The organism is Microbacterium sp. NPDC057741 (assembly GCF_042798735.1).
Lineage (GTDB): Bacteria > Actinomycetota > Actinomycetes > Actinomycetales > Microbacteriaceae > Microbacterium.
This window is the reverse complement of sequence record NZ_JBHVJW010000002.1, coordinates 417452-432034: the sequence shown is the minus strand read 5'-3', so window position 1 is coordinate 432034 and position 14583 is coordinate 417452. Positions and strand designations below refer to the sequence as shown.

Genomic DNA, 14583 nt, shown 5'->3' with positions numbered 1-14583 from the left:
CCGGAGGCGCGGCCTCCCACCGTTACACGGCGCGCAGGGCGTCGCGGTCGAGCTGGTCGATCGTGGTGAGTCCGGCGAGGCCGAGCGTGATGTCGAGCTCGGCGAGCACGTTGCGGATCACCTCGCGCACGCCCTGCTCCCCCGCAATGCCCAGTCCGTAGGCGTACGGCCTGCCGAGCGCGACGACGGATGCCCCGAGCGCCAGCGCGATCGCGGCATCCGCCCCGGTCCGCATGCCGGAGTCGAACACGATCGGCGCCTGCCCGCCGACCCGTTCGGCGATCTCGGGCAGCACCGCGAGCGTGGGCACGGAGTGGTCGATCTGGCGCCCGCCGTGGTTCGAGACCCAGACGCCGTCGACTCCGGCATCCAGCGCCCTTGCTGCGTCATCGGGATGCACGACACCCTTCAGGATGATCGGCAGGCTGGTCCATTCGCGTGCCTTGGCGAGATCGTCCCAGGTGAGCGCCGGCGTCGAGAAGACGTCGAGGAACGTCTCGATCGCCGTGCGCGGCAGCGGGGAGCGCAGGTTGTCGCGCAGGTTCTGCGAGCCGGTCAGCGCGGCGCCCTTGCGCGCGATCGTGAGCCCCGCGGCGACGGCCTTCGCGGTGATCTTGACGGACGGGGCAGGGTCGCTCCCTGAGCCCGACGAAGGGTCCGCTCTGTCCCGCACCAGCCCGCGGAACACCGGATCGGATGTGTACTGCGCGATGCCGAGACCGCGCGTGAAGGGCAGGTACCCGAGGTCGAGATCGCGGGTGCGCCAGCCCAGCAGGTGCGTGTCGAGCGTGACCACGATCGCCTCGCAGCCGGATGCCTCGGCGCGGCCGATCAGCGAAGCGTTCAGCTCGTCCGATGCCGACCAGTACAGCTGGAACATCCGTGGCGCTCCCGGCGCCGCCTGCGCGACGCGCTCCATCGGGAACGACGCCTGGTTGCTGAGCGTGTACGGCACGCCGACGGATGCCGCCGCGCGGGCGACCGCGAGGTCGGCCTCGGGATGCGCCATCTCCATCACCCCGAGCGGTGCGAGCACCAGCGGTGTCGGCCGGGTGCGGCCGAGGAACTCCACGGACAGGTCGCGCGCCGACACGTCGCGCAGCGGCCTCGGCCAGACCTGCCAGCGATCGAACTCGGCGCGGTTCGCGGCGACGGTGCGCCCCGATCCCGCTCCGCCCTCGATGTAGGCGAAGGCCTCGGCGCTCAGTGCCGAGCGGGCCGCCTCCTCCAGCGCTTTGACACTCGTGGGCACGGCCGGACGGATGCCGCTGATGCCGGCGCGATAGATGTCGGACTGGGTCCGGCGGGAGATGCCGCGGGCTGCGGCCGGATCGTTCGGGGCGACGCTGACCATGCCCCGACCCTAGCCCTGCGCGCCGATCAGTAGGTGATCGTGCGGCCGTCGGGGTCGCCGGGGCGCATCGGGCGCAGCCGGTCGGGCAGCGGCCAGGGCAGCGTGAAGCGCTCGGTCGGCGGGCGCTGCATGTCGCCGAAGTCGTCGACCTTCACGACGATCCGGCCCGTCTCGACGCCGTCCGAGGGCGTCACCTCGACGAACTTCACACGCAGCGGTGCGGGGCCCTCGCCCTCCAGCATCCAGGCGTCGGCGAGCCAGTGCAGACCGACCTGCTCCAGTGCTTCCTCGGCGGCGAGCCAGTCCAGGCCCTCGCCGGCGGTGCGGCCGAGCACGTCGATCGCGACCCAGTCGTCGCCTGCGGCGCGGATCCATCCGATCAGCTCGCCGTCCTCGCGGCGATGCGCAATCCAGTCTTCGGGAAGCATCCCTCGACCCTAGTGCGTGTACTCCATGAGCTCGACGCCGAGGGTGCGGAACGCATCGTGCGCGCGCAGCCGGTGACTGATCGAGAGGTCGTCGAAGCAGACGATCAGTGCGTAGACCACGCCGGCGCGCGGGCCGCCCAGCACGCCCGCCTCGACGCGCACGCCGCGGTCGCGGCCGGTCTTGTTGATGAACAGCAGTCCGTGCGCGTCCTGGTCGTGCGCGAACGGGTCGAGGCCGGTGGACGCCGCGACCAGGCTGAGGTCGTAGTTGAGGTTCAGCCACTCCGCCACCTGCGCGCTGACGGCCGCGTCGATCACCTCGGAGTTCACCAGCGACGAGAACAGCAGCGCGAGCTCCTGGGTGGTGCCGACCGCCACCTGGGGCGCGTCGTCCGGGCCCCGCTGATCGCGGTAGCGATCCAGCAACGCGGTGCGCGGCATGCCGAGCGATGCGATCCGCGCACGGATCCGCTCGTGTCCGACGCGCTGCAGCAGAGCGTTCACGGCGTTCGGGTCGCCCACGGTCGCGGCGAGCACTGCGAGGTCGACGATCGGCAGCGCGGGGGCCCGAAGGTGCCGCCACAGCCCCGACGACGACACCAGCTCCAGATCGGCGCGGTCGATGATCTCGAGAGGATCGATGGTGCCTGCCTCGATGCCCGCTGCGACCTCGATCAGCAGGGGGACGATGCCCAGCCCCGCGATCGGCATCGTGACGTGGTCGTCACCGCGCAGCACCGGCTGGGAGCTGTCCAGGTCGGCGACGTGCACCGAGACCTGCGCTCCGGCATCCGCCAGCTCCTCCAGGGCGCGCAGGGTCGACGTGAAAGAGCGACGCCCCGCGGCCGCACGACGGGGCACCCGGCGACCACCGCCGCGCGATGAGCGGCGGACCGTCGCCGAGGAGCCTTCGACAGGCTCAGGGACCGGGGCGGAGGAGGAACCCACGCTGATTCCTTCCACGTTAGGGGGGTTGCGGAGGAGATTTCAGGTGCCGAGGGCCGGTCTCCGCGCGACGACGCGCAGGAGTTCGTCCCCAGGCTCCTCGGCTATCGTAACCCCCGCCCGCGGCCCGGACGGACGGGGGTCACGAGACGGTCACCAGATCGTGACGCGCTGGCCTTCCGGCAGGTACAGGCGGTCGCCTTCTGCCACGTCGAATGCATCGTAGAACGCCCCGATGTTGCTGACGATCTGGTTGCACCGGAACTCGTTCGGCGAGTGCGGGTCGATCGTCAGCAGGCGGATGGTCTCGGCGTCGCGGCTCTTCTGCTGCCAGACCTGCGCCCAGCTCAGCAGCAGACGCTGCACGCCGGTGTAGCCGTCGATCTCACCGGCATCCCCGGCGATCTCATACGCCTTCAGCGCGATGCCCAGGCCGCCCAGGTCGCCGATGTTCTCGCCGATGGTGAGGGCGCCGTTGACCTTGTTCTCCTCGCTCAGCCCGACCGGCACGAGTGCGTCGTACTGCGCGATCAGCGCCTTGGTGCGCTCCTCGAAGGCGGCGCGGTCGTCGTCGGTCCACCAGTCGGACAGGCGGCCCTCGTGGTCGTAGCGGCTGCCCTGGTCGTCGAAGCCGTGGCCGATCTCGTGACCGATCACCGCGCCGATGCCACCGTAGTTGGCGGCAGCGTCGCGCCCGGCGTCGAAGAACGGGTACTGCAGGATGGCGGCGGGGAACACGATCTCGTTCATGAGCGGGTTGTAGTAGGCGTTCACCGTCTGCGGCGACATGAACCACTCATCGCGGTCGATCGGCTGGCCGACCTTCCCGATCTGCCGGTCGTGCTCGAAGTGGGTCGCGTTGCGCACACTGCCGATCAGGTCGGCCGCGTCGATCTCGACGGCGTCGTAGTCGCGCCAGGTGACCGGGTGGCCGATCTTCGGACGGAACGTGTCGAGCTTCTGCAGGGCGCGCTCGCGCGTCTCGGGACTCATCCACTCGAGTTCGGTGATGCTCTGACGGTAGGCCTCGATGAGGTTGGCGACGAGGGTGTCCATCGCGGCCTTCGCGGCCGGCGGGAAGTGCCGCTCGACGTAGATCTTGCCGACCGCGTCGCCGAGCGAGCCCTCGACGAGCGAGACGCCACGCTTCCAGCGCTCACGGATGGTGGGCACGCCGGAGAGCTCGGTGCCGTAGAACGAGAAGTTCTCCTGCACGAGGTCGTCGGTGAGGTACGACGCAAGGCCGTGCACGACCTTGGCGGTCAGCCAGGCCTTCCAGTCGTCGACGCGCTCCTCGGCGAGCAGCGAACCGAGGCCCTCGAAGAAGCTGGGCTGGTACGCGACGACCTCTGCGAACGCGTCGGGGTGCGCCACGGCGACGGCGTCGCGCCACGGCGACAGGTCGACGCCGACGAGCTGCTGCAGCTCGTCCCACGTCTTGAGGTTGTAGGTCTTCACCGCGTCACGGGACTCGACGTTGTCCCAGTGGTGGGCGGCGATCTCGTGCTCGAGGGCGAAGGCGCGGTCGGCTGTGGACGCGGCATCCGCGACGCCCGCGAGGGTGAGCAGGCGCTCGAGGTGCGCGCGGTACGCGGCGCGGGTGCCCTCGAAGCTGTCCAGGCGGTAGTAGCTCTCGTCGGGCAGCGACAGCCCGCCCTGGAGCATGAACGGCACGTACCGCTCGGGGTTGCCGGGGTCGGGCTCGACGAAGGCGCCGATCAGCGAGGCGACGCCGTCGCGGTCGAGCTTGCCGACGGTCGCGAGGAACGACGGGATGCTGTCGACCCGGTCGACCTCGGCCAGTGCGGCCTCGAGCGGGGCGAGCCCGACCTCGGCGATGCGCGCCTCGTCCATGAAGCTGCCGTAGAGGTCGCCGACCTTGCGGGCGAGTGTGCCGGGCGCGGCATCCTGCGACTCCTCGATGATCGCGCGCACATCTTTCTCGGCCTGCTCGGCGAGCTGGTGGAACGAGCCCCAGCGCGCCTTGTCGCCGGGGATCTCGGTGCGGTCGAGCCACGCGCCGTTGACGTGGCGGTAGAGGTCGTCCTGGGGGCGGATGCCGTAGCTGAACTCGGACAGGGCGAGGCCGGAGGGCAGAGCGTCAGTCATGCGGTCCAGCCTATGCCGGGTGGGCGACAATCACCCCGCTGCGCAGGCGGCAGTCGTCTCCACGCCGTCGAACCGGTCGGCGGTCCAGGAGAACACGTCGTCCATCGCCGGGGAATCGGCCTCGACCAGCGAGAGGTGGTTGCGCCCGGCGTAGCCACGGAAGTCGATGTACGTCCCCGCCCTGCAGAGGCCCGCCGCAAAGCGGGACTGCATGTCGTAGCCGATCAGGTCGTCGTCGATCCCCTGCCCCAGCAGCACCGGCACCGCGGACTGCGAGGGCGGCAGATTCTGCTTCAGGCGCTTGCCGAGCGGGCCGGTCGCCGGGTCCTTCCGGAAGATCTCGGGATCATCGCTGAGCGCGAGGAGCGAGAGCACCGACACGAGCATGTCGGGCGCGGCCAAGCAGCGCCGCGACATCTCCCGCACCGTGACCTCGGCACCGGGGCGGATGTACTCCCCGAACGTGACATCCGGGTAGACACCGCTGTAGCCGCTCATCACGAACGAGGCGAACACGCTGCCGCCGGCGACGTCGGGCAGGTGCTCCACGAGCGCGGTGAGGTCGCTCGCCGGCGCGAGTGCCACCACGCCGTCCAGCGGAACGTCCGGCGCGTAGTCCGCGTCGATCGCGCCGGTCCAGAGGGCGGCACCCCCGCCCTGCGAGTGTCCCCAGGCGACGGTCTGCTCGGTGAGCTCCGTCCCGTCCAGATCGCGCGCAGCGCGCACCGCGTCGAGCTCTGCGCGGGCGCTGTCCTTGCCGATCAGGTACGGGTGCGGCCCCCGGGTGCCGAGGCCGATGTAGTCGGTGGCGACCATCGTCCAGCCGCGCGAGATCACCTCGGGCAGCACGAACATCGCACCGGAGCCGAACGGATCGGTCGCCAGCGAGGGCGCGCAGGACTCGGCGAAACCGGTGGTTCCGTGGTGCCAGGCGATCACCGGATGCGCCTCGCCGTCATCGGGCGCGACGACGATGCCGCTCGCGACCGCGGCCGATCCGTCTCCGTGGGTGGTCGTGTACAGGATGCGCCAGGCCACGGCGCCGTCGGGGATGCCGCGGGCGAACGCCTCCGCGCGGATCAGTTTGCCCGGTTCGGACGGCACCGTGCGCGGCGCGGCGTAGAACTCGTCGACGACCGGGCTCCCCTCGCGAAGGGTGACGCTCGCGACGAGGGCGCCCGCGGCGAGCGCGACCGCGCACACCGCGCCGATCGTGCGCATCCAGCGGTGCGCGACGGTCTCGGTGCGCGGCTCATCGGACGTCGGCTCACCGGACGTCGGCTCATCGGACGTCGGCTCATCGGATGCCGCGGCGCGGTGCTTCCGCCACAGCGCGATGAGCGTGCCCGCGCCGATCAGCACCAGCGTCGCGCCGAACACGACGGCGACCACGAGCAGTGTGATGTCCGGCCAGACCAGCGCCAGTACGCCGAGGGCGACGGCCGCGGCGCCGAGCAGCACCTCGGAGACGCGGCGGTCGATGGTGAGGTCGCGCTCGGCGAGCGCCTGCACGATCCCGATCGCGCCGCGTGCGATCATCGCGATGCCGACGACCAGCGCGAGCCCGCGCACCGTCAGGCCAGGCAGGATCAGCACGACGACACCCGCGATGGCCAGGGCGATCGCCAGCAGCATCCGCAGTGCAGGGCGACGGATGCCGGGAAGCACGAATTCGAGCACTCCGGCGACGACCAGTCCCGCACCGATGAGGATCGCGAGCACGCCGAGCGAGGTCGTCGGGCGGATGACCAGCACGACTCCGAGCGCGATCGCCGCGACGCTCACGGCGACGGAGACGGGCCAGGGCACGTTCGCGAGCCAGCCTGTGGCGGCGCGTCGGGCGCGGGTCACGATGCCGGCGCGGTCAGCGGGGTCGGGAGTCACGGCGTCAGCCTAATCGGAGGCCGGACCACTGCCGGGTCCGTTTCCCGCCGGAAGCCGGCGCGCGCCGCTGCTGAGCTTGTCCTCGGCGGCCGCGCAGCAGTGCGGCTGCCGAGGACGAACGAGAAGGAACACGACCATGAAGATCGCACTCGTGACCGGCGCCAACAAGGGCATCGGCTTCGCCGCAGCCAGACGGCTCGCACAGGACGGAGCCCACGTGATCATCGCGGCCCGCAGACCCGACGCGGGCGCGGAGGCGGCCCGGCGGCTGTCCGCCGAGGGGCTCGCCGCGAGCAGCGTCGTGATGGACGTCACGGATGCGGCGACGGTGCGTGCTGCGGCATCCGAGATCGGGGAGCGCTTCGGGCATCTGGACGTCCTCGTCAACAACGCCGGCATCCTGCCCGAGGCCGCGGGCGCCGACCAGGCCGAGGTGATCGACCTCGCGCTGTTCCAGCAGACCTACACCACGAACGTGCTGGGACCGGTCGCCGTCGTCGAGGCGTTCCTGCCGCTGATCCGCATGAGCCCCGCCGGGCGGATCGTGAACGTCTCGAGCACGGTGGGCTCACTCGCCCATCAGACCGATCCGGATTCCCCGTGGCACGGGATGGTCGTGCCGGCGTACCAGTCATCGAAGGCCGCGCTCAATGCGATCACGATCGTGCTGGCCAAGGCGCTCGCAGGCACCCGGATCAAGGTCACCTCGGTGTGCCCTGGCTGGGTGCAGACGGATCTGGCACCGGGCAACAGGGAGCAGGCGCCCACCACCCCGCAGGAAGCCGCGGAGGTGATCGCACGCGCCGCCTCGCTCACCGAGGATGCGCCTTCGGGCACCTTCATCGACGTCGACGGGGTCGTTGCCTGGTAGGTCGATGCGGCTCAGCCCGCGACGGGCTCCACCGGCATGAGGACGTTCATGCGGAATCCGTCCCCCGTACGCTCGGCGTAGACGTCGCCGCCGTGCGCGCGGGCGAGGCCCCGCGCGATCGCGAGGCCGAGGCCGGCCCCGGATGCCACGGGGTCGGCCGGGCCCGCGGCCCGCGCCGAGTCCTCGCGCCATCCCACCTCGAACATCCGGTCCAGGTCCTCCACGGCGACGCCCGCGCCGTGGTCGAGGATGCCGAGCACGAGCCGCCCGCCGTCGACCTCGGCCGCGGTGATCAGCACCTCCGTGCCGGTGGGCGCGTGCCGGATGGCGTTGGTGAGCAGGTTGACGACGATGCGTCCCAGCTGGTGCGGGTCGGCCCACAGCACATGCCCCTCGACGCCGCGCTGCACGATCCGCACGTCGTGCGTCTGCGCGGCGACATGCACGTCGGCGACGGCATCCGAGACGATGTCGAGCAGATCGACCTGTTCGGTACGCAGTCGCACCGCACCCGAGGTGAGCTTGGACAGCTCGAACAGGTCGTCCACCATCCGGCTCATCGTCTCGACCTGCGCGCGAACCTCAGCGGCGTACCGCTCAGGATGCGCGGAGGCGCCGTCCTCGATCGCCTCCGAGAGCGCGCGCACCGCCGTCAGCGGGGTGCGCAGATCGTGCGAGATCCAGGCGAAGAAGCGCCGTCGCGCCGAGTCGAGCTGCTCGAGCTCCTCGCGGGCCGCGTGCAGCCGCGCCGAGACGTCCGCGAGCTCTGCGGAGAGTTCGTCGAACTCCCGCATCCCGTGCGTCTCGGGTGCGACGACGGCGTCCTCCCCCACCCGCCGCACCGCGGCCGAGAGCCGCGACAGGCGGTGCCGCGCGATGCGCGCGACCACCCATGCCGCGGCGAGGCTGAACAGCAGCGAGATGCCGATCACCCACACCAGCACGCTGAGGTCGTGCGGCGAGATGTACATCTCGAGCGAGATCGCCAGCACCGACACCGTCATCGACACGGCCGCGACGGATGCCAGCACGAGCAGCTGCACGAGCAGGGTGCTGCGGCGCATGCCGCGCAGCAGGAGCAGCCCGAGGGCGGCGACGACCGCGGTGCACACCAGGCTGGTGCCGGCGATGAGCAGGATGTCGGTCGCGCCGAGCGGCATCATCTCCGGCATCAGTCCGCGCTCCCGGTGACGGAGAACCGGTATCCCGCACCCCACTCCGTGTGCAGGTAGCGCGGCTCGCGCGGATCCTGCTCGATCTTCTCGCGCAGCCGCCGCACGTGCACAGTGACCGTGGAGGCATCGCCGACGGTCCACCCCCACACCTCGCGCAGGATCTCCTCCCGTGGCAGCGTGCGGCCGGGGTTGCCCACCAGGAAGACCAGCAGTTCGTACTCGCGTCCGGTCAGTGCGATCTCCGCACCGCGCACCCGCGCACGGCGCCGAGCGGCGTCGATCTCGAAGTCGCCGGCGGCGAAGGCGGCCTGCGCCGTCGTCGCCTTCGTGCGCCGCACCAGGGCGTCGGCCCGCAGCACCAGCTCGCGCAGCGCGAAGGGCTTCGACACGTAGTCGTCCGCCCCCGACTCGAGTCCCTCGATGCGCTGCTCGACGTCGCCGAGCGCCGTGAGCATCATGATCGGCACGTCGCTGCGCGATCGGATGTCGCGGCACAGCTCGTCGCCGCTGATGCCGGGCAGCATGCGGTCGACGATGACCAGGTCGGGGGTGCGATCCCTCAGCGCGTCTCGTGCGGAGACGCCGTCGCCGTAGGCATCGACCTCGTAGCCGTGCCGGCCCAGATAGTCGTTCACCGCGCCCCGGACCGTCGGGTCGTCCTCGACGACCACGACGCGAGTGGGCTGCTCCATGCCGACAACGCTAATCGCGAGAGGGTCCGACGCCGAGGGTCCTTACGGTTCTGAAAGCTCCGCGCACCGGCATCCGGTTCGTTCCTAGCGTCGTTCACACGCTTCGGATGCGGCATCCCGCCGCCCGGCGGAAGGAGGACATCATGCGCAGGACCCCTGTGATCGCGACCGCGATGCTCGCTCTCGGGCTCGCCCTGGCCGGCTGCAGTCAGGCCGGGACGACCGGTTCGCCCGAGAAGGACAGCAAGCCGATAAGCGGGGAGAGCATGTCTCCGTCGGCGTCGCCCGACGACATGATGATGACGAAGCTCTCGGGCGAGTTCGAGGGGCTGAACGGCAAGACCGTCAGCGGCATGGTCGCCGTGGAGGACGGCAAGGTCGTGCTGTCGGGCTTCTCGTCGGACGAGGGCCCCGACCTGCACGTCTACCTGACGAACGGCACCGACGAGATGGCCGTCGGCGAGGGCAAGCTGGTCGACGCGGTAGCGTTCGACAAGGCCTCGCAGACCTTCATGCTCGACGGTGTCGACACGTCGAAGTACTCGTACGTCGTGATCCACTGCGACAAGGCGAAGGCCGTGTTCGGGGCGGCGAAGCTGTCATGACCCGCAGCGCCGCCCTGGCCGCACCGCTGCTCGGCGGCGCGGCCAGGGTCGCGGTGGGGGTGCTCTGGCTGCTCGAGGGCCTCGAGAAGTACCGCGCCGGGTTCGGCGCGTCCGACATCCTGCTCGTCGCCGACGGCGCAGCGCGCACTCCGCGCACACCGTGGTGGTTCAGTCCATTGGATGCCGGGATGCAGGCGTTCCCTGCGCTGTTCGGGTTCGTGATCCCGGCGCTCGAGGTGGCGCTGGGGCTGCTGCTGATCGCCGGGCTGTTCACGCGGCTCGCCGCGCTGGCGTCGATCGCGACGCTGATGCTCTACTGGAGCTCGGACCAGCTCGTCGATCAGTACCCGGTGATGGTGCTGCTGAGCGCGGTCGTGCTGGCGGTGCCGGGAGCGGGGAGGTACGGAGTGGGGATGCTGCGGAGGCATCGCACGCGCATCGCCGCTCCGCAGAAGTGAAGAGCGGCGATGCGGCGGCGGCTGTCAGACCTCGAGAACCGTGTCGCGAACGGCGGCCGCCTTGCGTCGCCCGGTGATCTTCGTGAACAGCCAGGTGTACAGCTTGATGTACTGACCGACGAAGATCGCGTTGAGGATGGTGCCCTCACGGATGAACTGCGGTGCGCCGAGGAACAGCAGACCGATCGCCGCCGACGTGATCAGCAGGCAGCAGTCGAAGATGGTCTTGAGATTGCCCCACTTGCGTCCGGTCTTCAGATGCAGAGTGTTGACGAACAGGTCGATCGGCATCAGCACGAGGCTCGCGCGGATCATCATGAACAGCCCCAGTGCCAGCAGCGCGTCCGCAAAGAGCAGCAGCGCGAGCTTCGCGACGTAAGGCTCGGGCATCACCCATTCCGTCAGCGACAGGTTCACGTCGAGCAGGAACGCGAGGATCGCCGAGGGGATCAGCGAGAGCAGATTGCGCCATTTGAACCCCTTCGGCATCACGAGGAACGCGAGGATGAGCATCAGGATCTCCAGCGCGAAGTTGAAGGTGCCCTGACTGACCCCCGGGAAGATCAGCGTCATCGTCCGGGTCAGGCTGCTCTGCGGCGAGATGCCGATGCCTGCCCGGATCGCGAGACTCACTCCGAGGGTGAGGATGTAGATGCCAGCGATGTAGGTGATCCAGCGACGGACGAGATTGCCGTTGTCGATGATCCCGACATCCTTGGCGTTGATGTGCCCCATGACAGTGCCTCCTTTGGCTCTGTGTCTGCGTTTGTTCGACGGATTCAGACCATGAATCCGAAGCGGTCCAGCGAGATGAAGAGCGTCAGCAGCTTGTTGACCACCGGTTCGCCCTCGTTGCTGTTCCCCATCTCCTCCAGCGCTGCGTCGATCGATCGGGTTGCTCGCAGTAGCGCTTCCAGGTCCATGTCCGCCATGACGCCGTAAATGTCCAGGGCGAGCGACGCGACTTCCTCGCCGCCGTCTGTCACCAGGCATCCGCCGACCTGCTGGTCGAGACGGAGCAGGTTGTCATGCATCGCGTCGACCTCCGCGCCGACCGAGACATAGTACGGGTACGGGGCGGGCCAGAAGACCGAGACTGCTCCCCGATCGATCTTCACGCCCTTGAAGAGGCCGTTGATGATGTGCCGCTCGCCGTCCGCGTAGCGCTGCACGACCGAGATCCGGTTCAGCGGGTGACCGTCGACCTCGGGCACGACCTTGCCATCGCGATAGGGCACCCAGACTTCGTCGGCGAACTTCAGGTGCCCGCGACCGTACACATCAAACAGCAGGACCTGCGCGCGAGTGCCGTCCTCAGAGATCTCGAGCGGCGTGATCTCGAGCTGCTCGGCATGCAGGCCGTCCAGGCCGGGGCGAGGCTGCTTCACCATGCCCGAGTAATCCAGTCCGTCGAGATCGGCCAGGAGGGACCTGTCCTGAGCGACGAGCTCGCCGCCCTTGAAGACGTAGCGAGGATTGATGCGTGCGAGGCTGTCGGTGAGCACGATGTCCGCGAAGCGTCCCGGCGCCAACGACCCGAGATCCGCGTCCCTGTGGAAGGACTGCGCGGCGTACAGCGTGCCCATCTTGATCGCCTTGATCGGGTCGAGGCCCATCTCGATCGCCAGCGAGATCACCCAGTCGATGTGACCGTGCTTGAGCACCCGATCGACGGAGATGTTGTCGGCGCACAGCTGGAAGTTCTCGGCGGGCCACCGCCGCTTCACGATCGCGCGGAGCATGTCGCGGATGACCTGCGGGCTGCCGACACCGAACTTGATCTGGGTGTGCTGACCGTAGCGGATGCTCTTCGCGATGTCCTCCTCGTTCCATGCATCGTGGTTGTTGTGCGCACCGATCGCGGGCATGTAGTTCAGCAGCATGTCCGGCAGCGCGGTCACGCCCCAGTGGTTGTTGACGTACCCGCCGCTGGCCCGTCCGAGTGCGGAACGCCGGAAATCGTCGTCATCGCCGGTCATGTACGACAGGTGCGCGAGCTCGCCGAGGCCGATGACCGGTTCCATCTGCAGCATCGCCTCGGTGACCTCGACCGAGGCCTTCTTGCCCGGCGCGAACGCGTAGATGCGATACGGCAGCCGCTCGTGGTTCCGGAACAGCCCCTCGGCCGCCTCGATGCCCTCGTCGCCGGCGGCGCTCGCGAAGTCCAGCGTCTCGGCAAAGATCGTCGTCGTGCCGCTGGGGACGATCGCCTCGCCGAATGTCGCTGGGTGCGCGAGCTGCGATTCGAAGTGCAGGTGGGCGTCGATCAGACCGGGGATCGCGTACAGCCCTTGGCCGTCGAAGCGCTCCTTGACCTTGAGAACCTCCTCGTCGGGGTTCAGTGCAATGATCCGGCCGTTGTGCACGAGCAGCGAGCCGGGAAAGACCTCTTCGCTGTGCACGTCGAGGATGTTCAGATCGTGCAGCAGCAGATCGGCCTCACGCTCGCCCTGCAGGATCCCGAAGATCTCGCGAACGTGTCCTTCCTCGGCCCGCACGTCTTCGGCATTCACTACGAGTCCGGTGTGCCCGGTCCTGGTCGCCTGCTGGAACATCATGGTCCTCACTCACTTCTTGGTGCAGCATCTTTGCTTCCTCCATCGAAGCTCTCGGAACCGTTGCCGACAAGCATCCGTTTTCGTACAGACTGTACGAAGATTGAGTACGCTCTTGTTGAGGAGGTCCGATGCTGCACTCGCGGGTGATGGAGTACGTCGACCAGGTCGCACACCTGGGTTCGATCCGCGCGGCCGGTGCGCGACTGCACGTCGCCGCCTCGGCGATCAACAGGCAGATCATCCTGCTGGAGCAGGAGCTGGGCGAGCCTCTCTTCGAACGACTCCCCCGCGGCATGCGCCCGACTCCCGCCGGAACCGTGCTGCTCACACACATCCGCCGCACGCAGCGGAGCTATCGCGAGACCATCGCCGAGATGCACGCCCTGCAGGAATTGCCCAGCGGCGACGTGGCGATCGCCACCGTCACCGGGCTCGCCAGCAGCATCGTGGCTGTGGTCGCCGCACGATTCCGCGCTCGGCATCCCGATGTGCGGGTCACGATTCGCACCATGACCTCGATCCAGACCCTCAACGCGGTCGCCGCCAGCGAGGTCGATCTGGGACTCGGATTCAACATCCCGGCGTCGACGCAGGTGGAGGTGTGCTGGGATCGCGACTCCCGGCTGGGTGCGGTCATCGCGCCCAGACATCCGCTGGCGGGCCTGGCGACTGTTCCGCTCGCGCTGTGCGCGGAGCACCCGCTGATCTTCGCCGACTTCGAGATGGTGATGCACGGCATCATCACCGACGCCTTCGCGCAGGCGGGGATCTCCGTGGAGCCGGCGTTCCGTACGACCTCGATCGAGACCATGCGCCGCCTGGCGGCGCTGGGCAGCGCCATCGCCTTCCTCAGCCGGCACGATATCGCCGACGACGAGGGCGAGGGTCGCCTGACGTTCCGCCCGCTCAGCGGCCCGACGCTCGGTGCGAACGTGCTGTCACTGGTGCGCCCCGAGCGACACGGACACACACCAGCTGGCCGCCTTTTCGCCGACGAGCTGACCCTGGAGCTCGAGCGCGTCGGCAGATGACGCTCAGCGAGAAGCGCGCCGCTCCCGCCAGCTCACGACCTCGGCATCCACGTCCCGCGTCTTCGTCACGACCGGCGGCCCACCCATGAGCTGCCGCCGCGCCTCGATCACGCGCCTGTTGAAGTCCTCGAGGTGCGCGCGCACATCCTCTTCGCGCCGGAATTCGTCGAGCGTCTCCTGCATTCGACGATCCTCGTCGCGCAGCATGATCGCGGGCGGGCCGAGCCCGGTGAGGTTCTCGGCCTCGATCTTGCGACGGATCCACCAGTCCGGATCGTGGTGAGTGCCGAGCCCTTCGATGGGCTTGCCGGCTCCGGGCAGGTTGTCGAACGCGCCCTGCCTGATCGCGACCTGGATCGCCGTCTCGACCTGTTCGGCCATGTTCTGCGCATTCAGCGCAGATCCACGAGCGCCGGATGCCGCAGCATCCGCTTCATCCTTCGGCTCCGTCATCGTGCACCTCCGATACCGCC

Annotated in this window: 14 protein-coding genes; 4 read left to right on the top strand and 10 right to left on the bottom strand. The window is 69.2% G+C overall.

Annotated features, from left to right (window positions below; translation table 11 throughout):
• Positions 1-22: 22 nt before the first annotated feature.
• From ACFVDO_RS09005 to ACFVDO_RS08985, 5 genes are all read right to left on the bottom strand, one after another.
• Positions 23-1354 (bottom strand): alpha-hydroxy-acid oxidizing protein, encoded by a 1332-nt coding sequence (locus ACFVDO_RS09005; protein ID WP_378859192.1) that lies wholly within the window; start codon positions 1352-1354, stop codon positions 23-25.
• A 26-nt stretch (positions 1355-1380) separates the two neighbouring features.
• Positions 1381-1782, bottom strand: coding sequence for a hypothetical protein (locus ACFVDO_RS09000; RefSeq protein ID WP_378859191.1), 402 nt, complete (start codon positions 1780-1782; stop codon positions 1381-1383).
• A gap of 9 nt (positions 1783-1791) precedes the next feature.
• Positions 1792-2730: a serine hydrolase gene (locus tag ACFVDO_RS08995; protein WP_378859190.1), complete on the bottom strand. Its 939-nt coding sequence runs from the start codon at positions 2728-2730 to the stop codon at positions 1792-1794.
• Between the two features lie 150 nt (positions 2731-2880).
• Entirely contained in the window at positions 2881-4836 is a 1956-nt protein-coding gene (locus ACFVDO_RS08990; protein ID WP_378859189.1) for a M13 family metallopeptidase, read from the bottom strand.
• Positions 4837-4866: 30 nt separating this feature from the next.
• On the bottom strand, positions 4867-6720 hold the full coding sequence (locus ACFVDO_RS08985) for a lipase family protein (protein WP_378859188.1): 1854 nt from the start codon (positions 6718-6720) through the stop codon (positions 4867-4869).
• Between the two features lie 136 nt (positions 6721-6856).
• Here ACFVDO_RS08985 and ACFVDO_RS08980 point away from each other — a divergent pair, with 136 nt between their 5' ends.
• Entirely contained in the window at positions 6857-7591 is a 735-nt protein-coding gene (locus ACFVDO_RS08980; RefSeq protein ID WP_378859187.1) for an SDR family oxidoreductase, read from the top strand.
• Positions 7592-7602: 11 nt separating this feature from the next.
• On the opposite strand, the gene ACFVDO_RS08975 is transcribed toward ACFVDO_RS08980, so the two are convergent.
• Positions 7603-8763 (bottom strand): sensor histidine kinase, encoded by a 1161-nt coding sequence (locus tag ACFVDO_RS08975; RefSeq protein WP_378859186.1) that lies wholly within the window; start codon positions 8761-8763, stop codon positions 7603-7605.
• Entirely contained in the window at positions 8763-9458 is a 696-nt protein-coding gene (locus tag ACFVDO_RS08970) for a response regulator transcription factor (RefSeq protein WP_378859185.1), read from the bottom strand. The genes ACFVDO_RS08975 and ACFVDO_RS08970 overlap by 1 nt, the downstream gene beginning before the upstream one ends.
• Positions 9459-9601: 143 nt before the next feature.
• On the opposite strand from ACFVDO_RS08970, the gene ACFVDO_RS08965 reads away from it, so the two are divergent.
• Both ACFVDO_RS08965 and ACFVDO_RS08960 read left to right on the top strand, forming a co-directional pair.
• Positions 9602-10063: a DM13 domain-containing protein gene (locus ACFVDO_RS08965; protein ID WP_378859184.1), complete on the top strand. Its 462-nt coding sequence runs from the start codon at positions 9602-9604 to the stop codon at positions 10061-10063.
• The gene (locus ACFVDO_RS08960) at positions 10060-10521 is read left to right on the top strand and encodes a DoxX family membrane protein (RefSeq protein WP_378859183.1); all 462 of its coding nucleotides are present in this window, start codon (positions 10060-10062) and stop codon (positions 10519-10521) included. The genes ACFVDO_RS08965 and ACFVDO_RS08960 overlap by 4 nt, the downstream gene beginning before the upstream one ends.
• Before the next feature lie 24 nt (positions 10522-10545).
• On the opposite strand, the gene ACFVDO_RS08955 is transcribed toward ACFVDO_RS08960, so the two are convergent.
• Both ACFVDO_RS08955 and ACFVDO_RS08950 read right to left on the bottom strand, forming a co-directional pair.
• Positions 10546-11256: a YitT family protein gene (locus ACFVDO_RS08955; RefSeq protein WP_378859182.1), complete on the bottom strand. Its 711-nt coding sequence runs from the start codon at positions 11254-11256 to the stop codon at positions 10546-10548.
• 44 nt (positions 11257-11300) lie between these two features.
• The gene (locus tag ACFVDO_RS08950; protein WP_378859181.1) at positions 11301-13079 is read right to left on the bottom strand and encodes an amidohydrolase family protein; all 1779 of its coding nucleotides are present in this window, start codon (positions 13077-13079) and stop codon (positions 11301-11303) included.
• Between the two features lie 128 nt (positions 13080-13207).
• On the opposite strand from ACFVDO_RS08950, the gene ACFVDO_RS08945 reads away from it, so the two are divergent.
• Positions 13208-14110 carry a LysR family transcriptional regulator gene (locus tag ACFVDO_RS08945; protein ID WP_378859180.1) on the top strand — a complete coding sequence of 301 codons (903 nt, stop codon included), beginning with the start codon at positions 13208-13210 and terminating at the stop codon, positions 14108-14110.
• A 3-nt stretch (positions 14111-14113) separates the two neighbouring features.
• Here ACFVDO_RS08945 and ACFVDO_RS08940 read toward each other — a convergent pair whose 3' ends face one another.
• Positions 14114-14563 carry a DUF1992 domain-containing protein gene (locus ACFVDO_RS08940; protein ID WP_378859179.1) on the bottom strand — a complete coding sequence of 150 codons (450 nt, stop codon included), beginning with the start codon at positions 14561-14563 and terminating at the stop codon, positions 14114-14116.
• Positions 14564-14583: the final 20 nt, after the last annotated feature.